Genomic DNA, 17,922 nt, shown 5'->3' with positions numbered 1-17,922 from the left:
TTGTTTGTATACAGACAAATTCCAATTCAACCTAATTTATCCTCTAGAAAGTAATATTTATATTTCTTTCGGGAACAGTAAGTACAACTTTGCACGAAGGAGTGTCTCTATTGCTTCTCTTTTTATGTAACGTATCGTTCTTTTTTATCTTATTTTTACTATCACTTAAGATGCTCGGTAAATCAGCTTTAGCACAACTAACTCCTCATGATTTTGGTGCTATTATCTTTTTATCTTATTTAGCTTTTCAGGCCATACCAGTCTCTGGTGCTTTGCAAGCTTTTCTCGGTATGGTCGTTATTACATGTTTGCATTTAATCCTTACAAAATTAAGCCTATTCAACAAACTAAATCGTTTCATTCTCGGACACCCGATTATTTTAATTAAACATGGTGATATTATTTTTGAGAACTTACAAAAAAGTAGGTATCCCATTGCTGAATTACTTTCTAACCTTCGTGTCGCAGGATATCCAAGTGTTCATGAAATTGAATACGCTATTTTAGAAGCGAATGGAGCCATTAGCATTTTACCAAAGCGTGAACTTGTCCCATTAACTCCGAAAGATTTGAACATAGATGTTAAGTATGCTGGATTACCAATTGCCCTTATCGTTGATTCACAAATTCAATACGATAACTTAAAGTTAATTCATAAGGACGAAAAGTGGTTATATAAAGAATTAAAAGAAAAAGGCATCACAAATATTAAAAACGTTGCCTTTGCGTCTGTTCAAGAAACGGATGGATCTTTTGCTATTAGTTTAAAAGAATAAAAAATCCCCTTACTTGCTCAAGGGGATTTTCTTCATCATATTGCTTCTTTCTCGCCTGCCATGTTTAATGGCACAGGATGTTTCATACGATTCATCGTAAATACGATAATCGCTGTCAATACTTCCGCTACTGGCATAACGAGCCAAATTCCGTTTATCCCAAATAATTTCGGCATAATCCATAATAATGGAATAATAAATAGCAACCCTCGGCTCATTATAATAAGTACTGATTTTGTCGTTTGTCGCACTGATTGGAAGTACTCTCCATACACAATGTTATAGCCTAAAAATACATATTGGATAAAGAACAAGCTCATACCTGTTAATGTTAACTCCAATAACTCTGGAGATTGGACATCAAATAGACCAATAATATATTTCCCGAAGAATAATCCGACAATTATTGCAACGCCTCCAAGTACAACTGCAATTTTCACTGCAAACTGCAATCCTTCACGAAGTCTCTCTGCTAAATTTGCACCATAATGGAAACTAGCAATCGGTTGTAATGCTGCACCTACACCAAAGAATAATAGTAATGTCATTGCATGAATACTATTCACCATCGCATAAGAAGCGACTCCTACTTCTCCTGCATATTGAACGAATGCAATATTAAAACCAATCGTTACAATCGCTACTGTACTTTCTGCTGTAAAGCTCGGGAAACCGATTATCATAATTTGTTTTACTGTATCCCATTCAAAATGGAATTTCGTCCATTTTAAAATACTACTTTTTCTAAAGAAATGCGTTAATAATACAAGGAAACCAATCGCTGCTGAAAGAATAGTTGCTGAAGCAGCTCCTGTTACGCCCCATTTAAAGATGAAAATAAAGATATAGTCAAACACTATATTTAATACAGCTGTTACAACTAAACCTGCCATTGCTAAATTAGGATTTCCATCATTTCGTATAAATGTACTTAAAATATTTTCTAAAACGTATATCATTCCAAATGTTAATAATACGTGTAAATAGTCTAACGCATACGGTAAAATTACTTCATTCGCACCGAATACGTATGCTAAATCTTCTATTCTCCATAAGCAAATTGCCGCTAAAACGCCTACAATAATGACTGCTACCGTCATGGATTGAGTAAAAATAGACCTTGCTCTTTCAATTTTATTTTCACCTAATGCAATGGAATATAACGTTGCCCCGCCCATTCCAATCCATAATGAAATAGAGAAGAAAATTGAAAACGCTGGAATAGCCACGTTTACTCCTGCCAATCCATTTGCTCCAACTCCCCGACTAATCATTACCGCATCAATTACAATATTAACCGACATTAATACCATTCCTAGAACAGCTGGTATTAAATAAGAAATAAATAAACTTTTTATCGGTTTTTCTCTTAATTTTTCTGTTGCTTCCATACTATTATGCTCCTTTTTTCAACTCTCTTTTCTTAGTTTAAACCTTCAAGTAACTTGAAGGTCAATAGAGAATTTAAAAAATAGGTAACTGAATTATCGTATTTAATACCCATTTGTAATGATACGAGTGCTACAGCTTATTGTTTTATTTTTTCATGATAGGAATTTGAATTTCTGTTACTTGCTCCTCTGGATTTTCTGTTACAGACCAATCGATTAATCCAATCTCAATCGCATCTCCACTTACTTCATATCCTTCTTGATCAATGTATGCAAGTAATTCCTTATACGTTGCATCTGTTTCTTCATACGGTCCATGATGATAAGAACAAGCATATAAACCTTCCTTAATCTCATCTGAATTATGCACTTCATACGGCATATAATCCAAAAGAATAAACACGCTACTATACGCTTGAAACTCATTTTGCATGAATCCTTTTTTCGCAACTGTTACACCAATATCTCCAGAAAATAAACTATCATCCATTTGCCTCATATTTTTTTGCAACGAATGAATGTAGTACTCAAACATATCATCCGTCGTATTCGGAGCAACCGCAATGGCTGTTATTTTTCGCCGCGGGATCTCTTTTATTACCATTTGTTTAGCTTTTGCTTTTGTTGCTTCCTTAATCAAATGAATTCTATGCTCCATTTTCGCCAAAGCATACTCAATTTCTCTTTGTTTTTTCAACATCATTTCTTGTTGTTTTTCCAACAAATTGAGTGCGTATGCTGGATTTCTTTCATCAATATATTTCTTAATTTCCTTTAATGGAATATTTAATTGGCGTAAAAACTTAATCGTATCTAATAGTGAAAATTGATCGATTGTGTAATAGCGGTAATTTGTTTGTGGGTCCACAATGGACGGATGAAAAATTCCTTTTTCATCATAATAACGTAAAGTAGATTCCGCTATATTATGCATTTTTGCCATTTCTCCAATTGTAAAGCGTTTGTTTAATAACATCTTTTATTCCCTTCCATTTCTATTTATTTCATTATACGTTCATTCTATCTTCAAAACAAAAAAGAATTCCCTTAAGAGAATTCTTTTTATTCATTATTACACCTCTATAATTATAGGAAGAATCATCGGTTTTCTTTTCGTACTCGTATATATATACTTCCCTAAAGCTTCTCTTACTTCTCTTTTCAAAATACCCCAGCTATTCACTTTCTCTTTCTTTACATTATTAATCGTAATAACAGCTAATTTATTTAATTCCTTCAAAAATTCTTCTGAATCACGAACATAGACGAATCCACGAGAAATAATATCAGGACCTGAAATTATTTCTCCATCCACTTTATTAAAAGTAATAACTATAACGAGCATTCCATCTTCTGAAAGTTGTTTTCGATCACGTAATAATGCATTTCCAACATCACCAATTCCTAATCCATCTACATATATATTTCCTGCTTGTATTTTTCTCGATTGAATTGCCACTTGATTACTTATATCTACAACATCTCCATTACGAACGATAAAGATATTTTCTTTTTCAACACCAATTGATTCCGCTAGCAAGCTATGGTGATGTAGCATTCTAAACTCTCCATGAATGGGGATAAAATATTTTGGCTTCATTAATGTGAGCATTAACTTTAATTCTTCTTGATATGCATGGCCAGATACATGGACTCCAGTAGAACTGCCTGATCCGTAAATCACTCTTGCCCCTAATGCAAATAAGTTATCGATAATTCGCGAAACATTACGTTCATTTCCTGGAATAGGAGTCGCAGCTATAATAACTGTATCTTCTGGTAAAACATCTACTTGCCTATAGTTTCCACTAGCTAAACGCGCTAAAGCTGCCATTGGTTCTCCTTGACTTCCTGTACAAAGTATTGCGACCTGCTTTGGATCTAAATTATTTACCTCATTTGCTTCAATTAGCATACCATCTGGAATATTTAGATACCCTTTCTCTAGAGCAACTTCTACTACATTTACCATACTTCTGCCGAGCAAAGCCAGTTTTCGATTTGTTTTTATACAAGCTTCAACTATTTGCTGAACACGATTCACATTAGAAGCAAAAGTAGAAATAATCACTTTCCTATTTGCTTTCATAAATATTTCCTCTATCCGTTCCCCCACCGACCTTTCTGATGGGGTAAATCCAGGTCGTTCTGCATTTGTACTTTCAGATAGTAAAGCTAATACACCTTCACTACCTATTTTAGCCATTTTATGAATATCAGGATGTTGATTATTAACTGGTGTTAAATCAAATTTAAAATCACCTGTATGTACTATAGTACCTTCTGGTGTATGAAAAACAATACCGAGGCAATCTGGAATACTATGATTCGTTTTAAAGAAAGTTGTCTTAATAGCACCGAAATCAATTTCTGATTCTGAATGAATCACGATTAATTCTGTATCATCTTGAAGGTTATGTTCCTTTAATTTAATTTCAATTAAACCTAACGTTAACTTCGTCGCATAGATTGGTACGTTTAGTTGTTTTAAAAAATATGGTATTCCCCCAATATGGTCTTCATGTCCATGCGTCACGACTAATCCGCGAATTTTTTCTTTATTTTCTTGTAAGTAGGTGACATCTGGAATGATTAAATCAATTCCTAATAAACTTTCATCTGGAAATTTTGATCCACAGTCAATAATGACAATATCATTTTCAAATTGAATAACATACATATTTTTCCCTATTTCATTTACTCCACCTAAAGCAACGATAGACAAGTTGTTTTTTAATGACTTCAAATGATAAGTCCTCCCTTTCACATTTATAATTCGTGAAATAGCATTTAGGCTTTATTATTTGTAATGAAAAAGGACTTCATACTATTTCATACATATATAAATTCACACGCTACTCTTATATGTATATCCCCAATTACACAGTCTCTCTCTAAAAAAGCCCCTATTTTTTCATTGATTTTTTGTAAAATCTATTATATATTAATTACAGGTTCAAATTACAAGTTCAAAAGAACTCGTAATCAGACCCTTTGTTTAATGGGTTTTACATATTTTCATTAGGCAAATTCCGAGAAATCGTATGATAAAAATAAAAATGATAAGGAGAGGATCCGATGGAATTCGAATTTTTCTTTCAAATTGCACTTATTTTATTAAGTACAAAGCTTGCTGGTGATCTTAGTGTTAGATTAGGTCAACCTTCTGTACTAGGTAAATTAATTGTCGGTATCGTTATCGGTCCAGCTGTATTAGGTTGGATTGAAAACTCAGAACTTCTAACACAATTAAGTAATGTTGGTGTTATTCTTTTAATGTTTATGGCAGGACTTGAAACAGACTTAGAGGAATTAAACGCAAATCGTAATTCTTCTTTAGCTGTTGCACTCGGAGGTATCATTCTTCCATTCGTAGGTGGTTACGTTTCTGGTCTTATTATGGGAATGGAACAAGGAAATGCTGTATTTTTAGGATTACTTCTATGTGCGACAAGTGTTAGTATTTCCGTACAAACACTTCGCGATTTAGGAAAGATGAAAACACGTGAAAGTACAACTATGCTGGGTGCAGCTGTATTTGATGACATTCTTGTCGTTATTTTATTAGCATTTGCAATGAGTTTCCTAGGTACAGACGATGTTAACTTAACAATGATTATCTTGAAGAAAGTTGTATTCTTCGCTTCTATTATTTTAATCGGATGGAAAGGTGTTCCTGCGATTATGCGCTGGTTATCACCGCTACGCGTATCTGAGTCTATCGTGAGCGCGGCTCTTATCATCTGTTTCTCATTCGCATATTTCGGCGAACTATTAGGAATTGCTGGTATTATCGGTGCTTTCGCAGCTGGTATCGCAATTTCTCAAACGAACTACAAACATGAGGTAGAAAAGAAAGTAGAACCAATTGCTTACGCTATGTTCGTTCCAGTATTCTTCGTAAGTATCGGTATGAATATTACATTTGACGGTATTGGCGATCAAATTTGGTTCATCCTAGCATTAACAGTAATCGCTGTATTAACGAAACTAATCGGTTGTGGCTTAGGTGCACGAATGACTGGATTTGACGCTAAGTCTTCTGCAATTATCGGTTCTGGAATGGTTTCTCGTGGTGAAGTTGCACTTATCATCGCAGGAACAGGACTTTCTTCAGGTCTACTAGCACAAGATTACTTTACAGCTATCGTTATTGTCGTTATTTTAACTACAATGATTACACCACCAATGTTAAAATACACTTTTGGTGCAAAAGATAAAGCAATGAAAGCAAGTAAATAAGTTTAATAAAAAAGAAGCTTACTATCTTATAAGATAGTAAGCTTCTTTTTCGTTTTATCTTTAAACAATCCCGTTCGTTTTTAACCATTTTTCAAAAATAATTCGCGCTTCATCATCATCAATATCATTACGAAATGAATACACCATAATGCCATAATCATCTACATATTCACCTAGCTTCATTTCCTCCACTTTCTTATAAAAATCGTCTACCTCATAGTGTGGAATATAAGCATCCCAAACTGGTTCATGTATTCTTTTGTACGCTGTCACTTCTAAATCATATCCATCTTCATAATATCCGATGTGATAATGTTGACTAGGATCATATTTCTTCATAATAATTTCCCTCCCTTTGAAAACGTATCATATTTCACCTAATAAAGTGAAACTTTAATCAGCCCTCACCAATCGGACTTTAATGGGCAGCCCGACCCCCACCTAACTCCTTTGCTTTCGCTGCATTTTGAGGTGGGGGTCTTACTGCCCATTAAGTGGGATAAACAAAAGCGAGCTGTAATCACAGCTCGCTCGATTCATTAAATGCGTTCCATCGCTGTCTTCAACGTTCCAACAACAAAGGCAATTTCTTCACTTGAAATAACAAGTGGTGGCGCTAATGTTAAGACGTTATTATATCCTGCTGTTGTCATACCGTTTCTACCTATAATTAACCCTTTTTCTTTGCAAGCATTTACAACACTTGCAATTTTGTCGTTATCAATTGGCTCTTTCGTCTCTTTATCGTTTACTAGTTCAATTCCCACTAGTAGACCTTTTCCTCTAATATCTCCAACAAGTGGATGCTCCCCAATTTCTTCTTTTAATTGCTCTAATAAAAGAGAACCCATTTGCGCAGATCGCTCAATTAAATTTTCATTTTCCATAATTTCTAAATTTTTAAGTGCTAGTGCACAAGCTGCAGGATTTCCACCAAATGTATTAATATGACGGAAGAATTCATATTCTCCCTTTCCTTTAAATGCTTCATATATTTCTTTTTTCACAGCTGTTGCTGATAATGGTAAATATGCACTCGTAATGCCTTTTGCCATTGTAATAATATCAGGCTTCACATCATAATTCATAAATCCAAATGCCTTTCCTGTACGTCCAAAACCGCAAATCACTTCATCGCTAATAAGCAGGGCACCGTGTTTTTGACACGTTTCATGAACAGCTTTCATATAGTCTTGTGGCGGCATTAAAATGCCTCCGCCTGTAATAATTGGTTCCATAATAAAAGCTGCAATCGTTTCACTTAGTTCCCATGTCATGACCCGATCTACTTCTTTTACACATTCTACATCATAAATGTTCTCTCTTTCTATTCCAGGCATACGATAACAATCTGGCGGCGTTACATGTAAAAATCCTGAAGCAAATGGCTCATATTGATATCTACGCTGTGCTTGTCCCGTCGCTGCCATCGTTGCCATTGTATTCCCATGATAGCCGCGGTAACGTGACATAAATTTATAACGATGTGGTTCACCTTTTTGCGCATAGTATTGTCTCGCTATTTTAAAAGCTGTTTCGTTCGCTTCCGAACCACTATTAGAGAAGAAAATAACATACTCTCCTCCAAGCCATTCATTTAATTTTTCTGCAAGCTTTATAGCCGGTTCATGTGATTGTGACATCGGAAAGTATGATAATGTTTGTAATTGCTTATAGGCCGCCTCTGCAAGCTCTTTTCTGCCATATCCACTATTCACACACCAAAGACCACTCATACCATCTAAATATCTTTTTCCTTGTATATCTTCAACCCAGCACCCTTCTGCTTTTGCCCCTACCATTGTACTATTTGGACTAAAGGGACGCATTCCGTGCCAAACATATTGCTCATCTTTTGCTAATAATTCATCAGTCTGTTTCGTTTTCATCATTTCTTCCACCTTCCATAACAACTTATTTTTCACAAAAGCTGCGCTGGTACCATGATGATTTAAATTTCTCCCTGCTTATTTTCATTCCACAAAATTAAGACAAATCCTACTTACAAAGCAGTATTATTTACAAGAAAATGACAAAAGAAAAAGGAGCTTTTCTTATCTATCGAAAAGCTCCTCTTTTTTAATGCGAAGACGCGTCACTAATACCATGCCCAGTATTAGATTTCACGAGAATTTCATCAAATTTCGCTGCATCTTCTTTCTTACTAGATAAAACAGTTCCTAAATACGCTGCAAGAAATCCGAGCGGAATCGAAATAATTCCAGGTGTCGTATATGGGAATATCGCTTCCCCAACAAATATAGCTTTTCCAGCTACAGGGTTCCATACATTTGGGCTTAACGCTACAAGAACAATAGCTGATACAAGACCAGCAATCATACCAGAGATGGCACCTGTTGTATTGAAGCGCTTCCAATATATTGTGAATAATATAACTGGCAAGTTTGCACTCGCTGCAACTGCAAATGCTAACGAAACTAAAAATGCTACGTTCAATGTTTGAGCAAATAACGCTAGTATAATAGATAATACAGCTACTCCAATAGACGCATAACGAGCCATGGATACTTGCTCTTTTTCCGTTGATTTCCCCTTACGGATAATTTCATTATAAAAATCATGTGCGAATGCGGATGCTGCTGTTAATACAAGGCCTGCCACTACAGCTAAAATCGTTGCAAAAGCAATTGCTGATACGAAAGCAAATAAGAAATCTCCGCCCAATGCTTTAGCTAATAAAGGTGCTGCCATATTACCAGCTGGATTTGCTTTAATAATTGCCTCATTTCCTACAAACGCTGCTGCCCCAAATCCTAAGAAAATCGTCATAATATAAAATGCGCCAATTAACCATGTCGCATATACAACAGATTGACGTGCCGTTTTTGCATCACGTACTGTAAAAAAGCGGACAAGAATATGTGGTAACCCTGCTGTACCAAGAACTAGTCCTAAATTTAAAGATAGCGTATCAAGACCATCTTTATACTTTACACCGGGATTTAAAAACGAATCTTTTAACGGAGTAGCTGTTTTCATTTGCGCGAACATTTCCGTCACACTGAAATTAAATTTGGCGAAAACGATTACAGAAATAATAAATGTACCAGCCATAAGTAATACAGCCTTAACGATTTGTACCCAGCTCGTCGCAGTCATGCCACCAAAAATAACATACACAGTCATAAGTGTACCAACGATTAATACAGATGTTGTATATTCGATTCCTAATAATAATTTAATAAGTGCACCCGCACCAACTAATTGTGCAATCATATAAAAAATGGATATCGTCATCGTATTAAGCGCTGCAACTCCGCGAACTTTTTTCGCATCAAAACGCGCCGCAATCATATCTGCTAATGTGTATTTCCCCAAGTTTCTAAGCGGCTCTGCAACTAAGTATAGTACAACTAAATAAGCAACTAAGAAACCGATACTATAGAAGAAACCATCAAACCCAGTTAACGCGATCGCTCCCGCTATACCAAGAAAAGACGCAGCAGACATATAATCTCCCGCAATGGCCAGACCATTTTGCCAACCAGTTAATCCCCCTCCAGCTGTATAAAATTCACTCGCATTTTTCGTTTTCTTCGATGCAAAATAAGTTATGACGAGTGTACCAAGTACGATGATTAAAAATAGTGCAAAAGCGGTTGTATTCAAAGTCAGCCCCTCCCTTTTTGCATCTCTTGCAGAATGTTTTGTGAGATTTTATCAAAGGATTCAGCTTTTTTGCTGTAAATCATACATAATGACCACGTCATAATAAATTGTGCAAAAGCAAATATCCACGCCCACGTAACATCACCAAATGCCGGTGTATTGAGTACCTTTGAATACGATGTTAAAATAGGTAACGCAATAAAAAAACTTAAAAAGAAAATACTCATTGGAACGATGAACTTCTTTTTCGTATTTAATAACAATTGAAATTCTTCTGACTGAACAACCTCTGTATAATTCACCTCATTTTGTAACTTACGTGCTGACGTATCATCTCGTTTCATTCTCTAATCCCCTCTCTTACTGAAAGTACAATTCCCCCTTGTATACCCAAAAACTAAATTTTATAAATATTCAGAAACTTATTTTCATTTTAGACAATCCATACATTCCTGCAAAGATTTTTCGATAGACATTTTTCGGCATTTTCCCCTAAGTTTTTAATATACTTTTTCAACATAAAATTTACGTGCCAGTGAAGCTTTCATACTCATTAAAACAAAATAAAAAAGTAGTGCTTATCGCACCACTTCTGTTTTTTTCTCTTTTTCTAAATTACGAGCTGTTTCGCTTAATTCAACGTCTTTTCCATCTTTAAGTGTTCCAAATATGAAATCAAATACTGGATTGGAAACACCAAACCAAAACTTTTCATTTTTATAATGGTGTAATATGTGCTGTTTTTTTAGCCACCTACCAAACTTGGTGACGGGACGAATTGGCTTATGTGCAATATAATGTTTCCATTCATAAACGAGAAGCATAATAATCATTCCGATTCCGAATGAAAGTGTAATGGTAACACTTTTTGTTATCACGTATGATATAAGTAAATATATAGTAAAGCTCGGTATACTAAACCATACAGGCAAAAATAAAAGTTTTAAATCATCTGGATATACGTGATGGTCATAATGTAATCTTCTTAGCATTTTTAATAAAAATACGTTTTTAGGTGGTTTTAAATGAAATAAAAAACGGTGTGTCATATATTCGTTTAGCGTATAAAAAATAATCCCAAACAAACATGCTAACAAACCGATCCATGTGAAAAATTGCATTTTTAAAATAATGATAAAAACAAATAAAATACTATACATAATAACGATATCATGTTGTAAAAAGAACTCTTTCCCCACCCTCTTCATCTTCCTTCCCCCTTTTCAAAAAAAACAGTCGCAACATATCGTTACGACTATTTCTTTTCTATATCTTATTCTATACGCTTTACAAATTTGCCTGTTGCTCTATTGTCGAGAAAAAATTGTTCGGTCCAAATATATTTTGCTTTGGAATAATATGTTCTACCGCAAACACTGTTACTTCTCCTCTTTGTACCTCTCCAATGATAAGTCCAAATATTTCATGATTTACAGCAAACGTTGGTTGCTTTGTTTGTAGTAATCTTGCTGCATTATGAAATACCGCTTCATATAGTGGATTTCTATCAGTAATTTCTTTTCTGATTTTTGGTGCTAACGTAATAATGATTTCTTTTCCGTCAATAGTGGTTCGATACATAAAAATCTCCCCTTCAATCTTATGTGAACAACTGTAAAGCTTTGTATGCAAAATGGATAGAATATCCTACTAAAATAATACCTGCTCCGGCTGTTATATAGCCAAGTGCTTTTTGCTTTAATAATGTTCTGCCAAAATGGACAGAAAAAGCAATATTTACATTCCATAAAATAATACCAACGATAATACAAAGACTGTACAAAAAGGCTTCTTGTTTCGTTACCTTCGTAAGCAATGAGCTAAGTGTACTTCCATATATACCAAACCAAAAAACAAGATTTAATGGATTGGATATCGCAATTAAAAAACCTGCCATAAACGATTGTTTAAGGCCGCCTACCTCTTCTTTTTTATATTCCATATTCGATTGAGAAATTCCTTGTTTTACACTTTGAAATCCTAAATAAAATAATAAGAAAAACCCTGTGCAATACATAAAAGCTTGTACATATGTATACATAAACAGAGAAGATAAACCGAAATAGATGAGAAGCATAAACAAAATATCTGCTGTCATTCCACCAATTCCAACAACCCACGCATGCCAAAAACCTCGTTCAATTCCTCGTTTTAACATTTCAATATTAATCGGACCTACTGGCGCAGCTAATGAAATACCTAATACAATTTGTTGTATAATTGCTCCAAACATCACTCTATCCTTTCTACTTCCTTTACTATTAAGTAATGATGTAATAATTAAAAATAGACTAGCTTTCCTCAAAATATTTACTACTAAAATACCCTTTTTTATCCAAAATATGCAAAAGAGCCATCTAGATGATGACTCTTACTTTTCTATCTTATGAAGAAAAGGACATTTTCCTTTTAACGGTTCTACATCGTCTCCTATAAAGTATTGTTTCCATTCACGATGATCCGGATCACCATAATGACTAATGTTAGGATGTTTCGGCAGCTGATCCCACTTTTCAACTCGCTCACGGACCGTTTGCCTAGAATATGCTCCTTTAGGACGATCCCCTTCTAATCCATCAAATATAGTACGTGGCTGAAATCCAATAACGAGAGAATTTCCTAAATGCCTAGTTTTTCGTTGTTTATAGGCTGGTGCGTTTCCAAATGCGAATATCGGTTCCCCGCCAAATGAAAATTCCCATAAGTAATGATCTGGGTCTTCAGGAATTTGCTTTGGCCATGTTTCCTTATCGTTTTCATGTAAATATTGTATTACTTTCCAAAAGTAATCACGGTAATATTCCAGTGATTGCTCCTCACATTCCGGTTCTACAAAAAGAAAAAATCCTCTTCTTACAATTGGACGCTCTTTCATTAACTCTAAAAAAGATAACATTGTATGTGGCAAATGACTCCAATCATTATGAGAGAGAAATGAATAACGAAGTTCATTCTTTTTTAAAGCTGTTAAGCCGAAATAGCACGGAAAAGTTGGTTCTAGCACAACACTCGAAAAATTTTGAAATTCCTTTGCAACCCAATTCGGTATGTCGTTTCTCGTTCTCATTCCTTCATTATCTAATAAATAAGACTCATTCATTCTTTCACCTCATTATGTATAGCGTTCAATTAAGACTATTACATACTCGGCCTGTCCTATACCTATTAAAAAATTTGGCTAAAAAATTATTTAAAAATACAAAAAAATAAAATCGCTTACTTGACTAAATTCTCCCAATTCGTGTATATTTAAATTAATCATTTAGCAGAATATTCAAGATTATAGCATTTTTAGTTTATATTATCTTTTCAAATGAATTTCACTAAATGAAAAAACGTAAATGTTTTCTAGGAGGAATTGTAACATGCAAGGAAAAGTAAAATGGTTTAACAACGAAAAAGGTTTTGGATTTATCGAAATTGAAGGCGCTGACGATGTATTCGTACATTTCTCTGCTATTCAAGGCGAAGGCTACAAAGCTTTAGAAGAAGGTCAAGAAGTATCTTTCGATATCACTGAAGGAAACCGTGGACCTCAAGCTGCTAACGTAGTAAAACTTTAATCCAACATATGACAGGAGGTTACCTTACTTGGTAACCTCCTTTGTTATTCCTTTGTATATTTCCGTTTTCCAGAGCAAAAACTATGTGAAATGCGCACTATACAAAGGAGGAATTATTAATGGGATCAGAAGTAAATGATTTTGAAGAAGTGAAATTCCGTGTAGAAACAGCACAAAAAATGGTAGGATCAGCGACAATTTCAATGGATCCAGATACATTAGAGCATGCGACTACTGCTGTAGAAGCAGCTCGCTCTCAGCTTGAAATTATGAAATCTGTTGCAACAGATTTAGACGAGCCATTTTTAATAAATGAGGAAAAGAAATTAAGCGAGTGCGAGCATCAATTAAATGAAGCGAAGCACTAAAAAACATCCAGAGAGTTTTCTCTGGATGTTTTTTCATGACAACTGTTCCCCATATTTTTTCAATGTTTCTCCAACTGTACATTGTCTTATACAAAAGGAATGAGCATAATACTTACTATTTGTCTTTCGATTATGTTCTCGCAAAAAACATCCTTCACAATACGTTTCTAATAAGTCATTTACCTCTGTAATGAGTTGCTTTTTATCCACTCTTGCACCTCTCTATTCGGTTATTTCTTTATGACTATCAATCACTGTTCCTTCTAATGCTTGCGTAGCTAATTGATGTGCTTCTTTATTTTGTTTTCTTGATATAGGCTCACATACAAGTTTTAATTTCATTTGCTTCGCCTTTTGCTCAATTTGGTCTAAATAATGATTTAAATGTTCATCATAGCAAGGCCATTCTCCAGCCAATTGCTGCAGTACAACTTGAGAATCTCCGCGAAGCGTGACCGCTTCATACTTAATTCCTAATTCCTCGAGTATATTCATGCTATATAGTAATGATGCATATTCCGCTTCATTATTATCATATATGCCTTCTATATATGCATTACGGCGAATTCGGTAGTTTTTATTTCCTTTTTTATAGTATACACATATGCCTATACCAGCTTCTTTCGTCTGTACATCATAGCCGCCATCAAAATAAACGAGTATTTCTTGGGGTTCTTCCTCCACTTGTTTGCTCAGCTTCTTCATTTCCTTTAATGACCATTCTGCATCCATTTCATCGTAAAATAATAATTCTTTCACTCTTCCTGTTTTCTCGAAATCCTCCGCAAATTGAAGTGCTTCTTCTATGTTCATATAATCTGTCGTTAATTCCGTCTGAAAACCGCGTTTTGTTTTATACAACCAATGAATTTTATATTTCATACTAAATTCCCCTTATATAAGACTTCTTATATGTATCCAGCTAATGAAAGCCTCACTTTATTTTATTATATTTTATCAAGAGTCAAAGAATTATATTCAATATTATCACATGCAAAAAGAGCTATCCCTATAGGAATAGCTCTTTCATCTATTACATAAATCTTTCAAATTGTACTCGTTTATTAATCCAGTACATTACAGGCATACCAATCGCCATAACAACAAATTCACCGATTGCACATGTTAACCAAGTCAACATGAATGGTAAATCAAATGCAAGATGAAGTTCAATTGCAATCATAAACATTGTAATTGTAAAAATAACTGTATTAAAAATCATACGAGCCCAAACACCTTTAATAAATCGCATAGAAATAATCGTTGCAACTAATGCAAGAATAGATTGCCCTACTCCAAATACTAAATCGTAAGCGATCATAGGTGAGAAAAAGAGATTCGTTAAAAATACACCTAATACAATTCCGTAAATTGCTTTCTTATTAAATACAACGAGATGATTAAACATCTCTGAAATACGAAACTGTACATTCGTAAAGCCAAATGGCTGAATAAGCATAGAAACAGCAATATATAATGCCGCTAAAATACCATTACCGACTAAAGTTCTAATATTCATGACAAAATCTCCTTAGTTTTTTTACGTGGGATGGTTTCGAACCACGTTATTCGTTTTTTAAGCAACAAGATTATATTTTACGCGGTAGCCCCCCTTTCGTCAATAGATTCCTACCATGAACTACCCTTTTTCTTTTAGACAACGTATAATGAAATATATGAAAGATTTAGGAGGTTTTACTTCATGACTGCAACAATTCAAAATGAAAAAGTGATCGTTACCATCTCTGACAAAGGTGCAGAATTACAAAGCGTTCGCTTAAAAGAAGACAATACAGAATACTTATGGCAAGGTGATGCTACTTATTGGGGACGCCGTGCACCAATTTTATTCCCAATCGTCGGCCGATTAGTAGATAATACATACTACGTAGATGGTAAACCTTATTCTTTAACACAACACGGCTTTGCTCGTGATCTTACATTCTCTGTAGAAGAACAAAGTGAAACGAAAATCACCTACATTGTAACTAGTAATGAAGAAACATTAAAAAAATACCCATACGAATTCGAATTACTCGTTTCTTATGAACTAGACGGACAAATCGTTCATGTAACATACGAAGTGAATAACCCTACTTCAAAAGAGATGTTCTTCTCAATCGGAGCGCATCCTGGTTTCAATTTCCCATTATTAGAGGGCGAATCATTTACAGATTACCATCTATCTTTTAATGGTTCAGAACGTTTAGAAACGAGCGTATTAGAAGGACCTTATCTTTCAAATAAGAAGCAACTAATCGCTGAAAGTACGAATGAATTGCCACTTACATACGACCTATTTAAAAATGATGCACTTATTTTTGAAAATATGAATACGGACGAAATCTCTATTCGTTCTCATAAACATAATAAATTTGTAAAAGTAGAATTTGATGGATTCCCATTTGTCGGCGTATGGACACCAGGCGAGAATGCACCTTTCTTATGTATTGAACCTTGGTATGGAATTGATGATGAAATAAATCCAGCAAAAGATTTCAAGGAAAAAAAAGGAATTCAATCTTTACAAGCGAATGAAACATTTACATGTCGTTATAGTATTACAATCGGCTAAGTTACTCTATCCCCTACTTCAAAGAAACATATAAGTAGGGGATCATCTTATCATTTGGAGGTTTCTCATTTTGATTGAAGTATATATTGATGGTGCATCAAAAGGAAATCCTGGTCCTTCTGGTGCAGGTGTGTTTATTAAAGGGGTTCAACCCGCTGTACAATTATCATTGCCCCTTGGGACAATGTCCAATCATGAAGCAGAATACCACGCTTTACTTGCGGCATTAAAATATTGCATGGAGCATAATTATAACATTGTCTCTTTTCGTACAGATTCGCAACTTGTCGAGCGAGCTGTCGAAAAAGAATACGCAAAAAATAAAATGTTTGCACCTCTATTAGAGGAAGCACTGCATTACATAAAAAGTTTTGATCTCTTTTTTATTAAGTGGATTCCAAGTAGTCAAAATAAAGTTGCTGATGAATTAGCTAGAAAAGCTATCTTACAAAACTAACGGGGGTATGAGTGTGAAAAAAGATTGGATTGCTCCTCTTGCTTTATTATTTGTCTCTTTTATTTGGGGAGCTACATTTGTCGTCGTTCAAAATGCTATGTCTTTCGTTGGGCCATTTACTTTTAATGGTATTCGCTTTTTATTCGCTGGAATTATTTTATTATTCGTTCAAATCATTTTCTCAAAAAAAACTTCAAAACAAGATATAAAACAGAGTAGTCTCGCTGGATTAACCGTCGGATTCTTTTTATGCGTTGGCTATGTATTACAAACATTCGGCTTACTTTATACAACTTCTTCAAAAGCAGGTTTCTTAACAGGGCTTAGTATCGTTATGGTACCAATTTTGTCTTTTATCTTTTTAAAACAAAAAGCTACCATTTTTATCGTAATCGGCATTGCTGTAGCAACAGCAGGTTTATACTTGTTAACAGCCGGTGATTCTTTTCAATTAAACATTGGAGATATACTCGTTCTCGGTTGTGCAGTTGCTTTCGCTGCCCATATTCTTGTTAACGGCTTCTTCTCTAAGAAAATATCACCTTTATTGCTAAGCACATCGCAAGTATTAGCTGTCGGTATGTTTTCTTCAATTTGCGCCTTTTTGTTTGAAGATTGGGAAAAATTATTTTCAGTAGCACTATGGACGAATTCTTCCTTTTTATTTGCTCTATTTCTAACTTCCTTATTCGCGACATCTATTGCTTTTTTTATTCAAACATCCGCACAAAAACATACGTCTCCAACGAGAGTAGCTATTATTTTCGCAATGGAGCCCGTTTTCGCTGCCTTAACAGGCGTTCTCGTTGCAAACGAACAACTTTCTATTTCAGCTATTATCGGATGCCTCTGTATTTTCCTAGGCATGGTGTTTGTTGAATTACCTTCCAGAACAAAAAAAGAAGCGCAGGCTGCGTGAA

The 17,922-nt window shown here is 34.7% G+C and carries 21 protein-coding genes and 1 riboswitch; of the genes, 7 read left to right on the top strand and 14 right to left on the bottom strand.

Annotation, left to right across the window (positions count from 1 at the left end):
* Positions 1 to 110 precede the first annotated feature (110 nt).
* Positions 111 to 776, top strand: coding sequence for a DUF421 domain-containing protein (locus ACTFRN_RS05825; RefSeq protein WP_000923931.1), 666 nt, complete (start codon positions 111 to 113; stop codon positions 774 to 776).
* A gap of 35 nt (positions 777 to 811) precedes the next feature.
* Here the strand turns inward: ACTFRN_RS05825 and ACTFRN_RS05820 are convergent, their stop codons facing one another.
* The 3 genes from ACTFRN_RS05820 to ACTFRN_RS05810 all read right to left on the bottom strand — a co-directional run bounded on the left by ACTFRN_RS05820 (position 812) and on the right by ACTFRN_RS05810 (position 4,913).
* Positions 812 to 2,167 carry an MATE family efflux transporter gene (locus ACTFRN_RS05820; protein WP_000388382.1) on the bottom strand — a complete coding sequence of 452 codons (1,356 nt, stop codon included), beginning with the start codon at positions 2,165 to 2,167 and terminating at the stop codon, positions 812 to 814.
* Between the two features lie 145 nt (positions 2,168 to 2,312).
* Positions 2,313 to 3,143 carry a MerR family transcriptional regulator gene (locus ACTFRN_RS05815; protein ID WP_000925926.1) on the bottom strand — a complete coding sequence of 277 codons (831 nt, stop codon included), beginning with the start codon at positions 3,141 to 3,143 and terminating at the stop codon, positions 2,313 to 2,315.
* A gap of 96 nt (positions 3,144 to 3,239) precedes the next feature.
* The gene (locus ACTFRN_RS05810) at positions 3,240 to 4,913 is read right to left on the bottom strand and encodes a ribonuclease J (protein WP_088106577.1); all 1,674 of its coding nucleotides are present in this window, start codon (positions 4,911 to 4,913) and stop codon (positions 3,240 to 3,242) included.
* Positions 4,914 to 5,245: 332 nt separating this feature from the next.
* Here ACTFRN_RS05810 and ACTFRN_RS05805 point away from each other — a divergent pair, with 332 nt between their 5' ends.
* Positions 5,246 to 6,409, top strand: a complete 1,164-nt coding sequence (locus ACTFRN_RS05805) for a cation:proton antiporter (RefSeq protein WP_000393887.1) — start codon at positions 5,246 to 5,248, stop codon at positions 6,407 to 6,409.
* Between the two features lie 60 nt (positions 6,410 to 6,469).
* Here ACTFRN_RS05805 and ACTFRN_RS05800 read toward each other — a convergent pair whose 3' ends face one another.
* The 8 genes from ACTFRN_RS05800 to ACTFRN_RS05765 all read right to left on the bottom strand — a co-directional run bounded on the left by ACTFRN_RS05800 (position 6,470) and on the right by ACTFRN_RS05765 (position 13,139).
* Positions 6,470 to 6,748: a DUF3986 family protein gene (locus ACTFRN_RS05800; protein WP_016717048.1), complete on the bottom strand. Its 279-nt coding sequence runs from the start codon at positions 6,746 to 6,748 to the stop codon at positions 6,470 to 6,472.
* A 200-nt stretch (positions 6,749 to 6,948) separates the two neighbouring features.
* The gene (locus ACTFRN_RS05795) at positions 6,949 to 8,298 is read right to left on the bottom strand and encodes an aspartate aminotransferase family protein (protein WP_000850971.1); all 1,350 of its coding nucleotides are present in this window, start codon (positions 8,296 to 8,298) and stop codon (positions 6,949 to 6,951) included.
* A 190-nt stretch (positions 8,299 to 8,488) separates the two neighbouring features.
* Complete coding sequence (locus ACTFRN_RS05790; protein ID WP_220388397.1) at positions 8,489 to 10,039, bottom strand: solute symporter family protein; 1,551 nt, start codon at positions 10,037 to 10,039, stop codon at positions 8,489 to 8,491.
* 2 nt (positions 10,040 to 10,041) lie between these two features.
* Positions 10,042 to 10,383: a DUF485 domain-containing protein gene (locus ACTFRN_RS05785; RefSeq protein WP_000817374.1), complete on the bottom strand. Its 342-nt coding sequence runs from the start codon at positions 10,381 to 10,383 to the stop codon at positions 10,042 to 10,044.
* A gap of 234 nt (positions 10,384 to 10,617) precedes the next feature.
* The gene (locus ACTFRN_RS05780; RefSeq protein WP_000832152.1) at positions 10,618 to 11,247 is read right to left on the bottom strand and encodes a sterol desaturase family protein; all 630 of its coding nucleotides are present in this window, start codon (positions 11,245 to 11,247) and stop codon (positions 10,618 to 10,620) included.
* Positions 11,248 to 11,326: 79 nt separating this feature from the next.
* Complete coding sequence (locus ACTFRN_RS05775) at positions 11,327 to 11,620, bottom strand: hypothetical protein (protein WP_000286361.1); 294 nt, start codon at positions 11,618 to 11,620, stop codon at positions 11,327 to 11,329.
* 19 nt (positions 11,621 to 11,639) lie between these two features.
* Positions 11,640 to 12,272, bottom strand: coding sequence for a LysE family transporter (locus ACTFRN_RS05770; protein ID WP_000466557.1), 633 nt, complete (start codon positions 12,270 to 12,272; stop codon positions 11,640 to 11,642).
* A gap of 138 nt (positions 12,273 to 12,410) precedes the next feature.
* The gene (locus tag ACTFRN_RS05765; protein ID WP_088106575.1) at positions 12,411 to 13,139 is read right to left on the bottom strand and encodes a YqcI/YcgG family protein; all 729 of its coding nucleotides are present in this window, start codon (positions 13,137 to 13,139) and stop codon (positions 12,411 to 12,413) included.
* A gap of 265 nt (positions 13,140 to 13,404) precedes the next feature.
* Between ACTFRN_RS05765 and cspB the strand changes: the two genes are divergently transcribed.
* Together cspB and ACTFRN_RS05755 are read left to right on the top strand one after the other, a co-directional pair.
* A complete protein-coding gene (cspB, locus tag ACTFRN_RS05760) occupies positions 13,405 to 13,602 on the top strand; it encodes a cold shock-like protein CspB (protein ID WP_001161727.1) in 198 nt (65 codons plus the stop codon).
* Positions 13,603 to 13,721: 119 nt separating this feature from the next.
* Positions 13,722 to 13,970, top strand: coding sequence for a DUF2564 family protein (locus tag ACTFRN_RS05755; protein WP_000534391.1), 249 nt, complete (start codon positions 13,722 to 13,724; stop codon positions 13,968 to 13,970).
* Between the two features lie 33 nt (positions 13,971 to 14,003).
* Here ACTFRN_RS05755 and ACTFRN_RS05750 read toward each other — a convergent pair whose 3' ends face one another.
* The 3 genes from ACTFRN_RS05750 to ACTFRN_RS05740 form a co-directional block, all read right to left on the bottom strand.
* Entirely contained in the window at positions 14,004 to 14,180 is a 177-nt protein-coding gene (locus ACTFRN_RS05750; protein ID WP_000358801.1) for a zinc-finger domain-containing protein, read from the bottom strand.
* A 12-nt stretch (positions 14,181 to 14,192) separates the two neighbouring features.
* Complete coding sequence (locus tag ACTFRN_RS05745; protein ID WP_000875517.1) at positions 14,193 to 14,852, bottom strand: ribonuclease H family protein; 660 nt, start codon at positions 14,850 to 14,852, stop codon at positions 14,193 to 14,195.
* A 151-nt stretch (positions 14,853 to 15,003) separates the two neighbouring features.
* Positions 15,004 to 15,489 carry a QueT transporter family protein gene (locus tag ACTFRN_RS05740; protein WP_001026467.1) on the bottom strand — a complete coding sequence of 162 codons (486 nt, stop codon included), beginning with the start codon at positions 15,487 to 15,489 and terminating at the stop codon, positions 15,004 to 15,006.
* A 6-nt stretch (positions 15,490 to 15,495) separates the two neighbouring features.
* Positions 15,496 to 15,540, bottom strand: a riboswitch (PreQ1 riboswitch).
* Positions 15,541 to 15,672: 132 nt separating this feature from the next.
* On the opposite strand from ACTFRN_RS05740, the gene ACTFRN_RS05735 reads away from it, so the two are divergent.
* The 3 genes from ACTFRN_RS05735 to ACTFRN_RS05725 all read left to right on the top strand — a co-directional run bounded on the left by ACTFRN_RS05735 (position 15,673) and on the right by ACTFRN_RS05725 (position 17,921).
* Complete coding sequence (locus ACTFRN_RS05735) at positions 15,673 to 16,545, top strand: aldose 1-epimerase family protein (RefSeq protein WP_088106574.1); 873 nt, start codon at positions 15,673 to 15,675, stop codon at positions 16,543 to 16,545.
* A gap of 70 nt (positions 16,546 to 16,615) precedes the next feature.
* The gene (locus tag ACTFRN_RS05730; protein ID WP_000573870.1) at positions 16,616 to 17,002 is read left to right on the top strand and encodes a reverse transcriptase-like protein; all 387 of its coding nucleotides are present in this window, start codon (positions 16,616 to 16,618) and stop codon (positions 17,000 to 17,002) included.
* 13 nt (positions 17,003 to 17,015) lie between these two features.
* Positions 17,016 to 17,921 carry a DMT family transporter gene (locus ACTFRN_RS05725; protein WP_000711136.1) on the top strand — a complete coding sequence of 302 codons (906 nt, stop codon included), beginning with the start codon at positions 17,016 to 17,018 and terminating at the stop codon, positions 17,919 to 17,921.
* Position 17,922: the final 1 nt, after the last annotated feature.

Source organism: Bacillus cereus group sp. MYBK245-2, from assembly GCF_051916145.1.
Classification (GTDB): Bacteria; Bacillota; Bacilli; order Bacillales; family Bacillaceae_G; genus Bacillus_A; species Bacillus_A pacificus.
The sequence above is the reverse complement of the archived record's forward strand: the minus strand, read 5'-3'. Positions and strand labels throughout refer to the sequence as shown.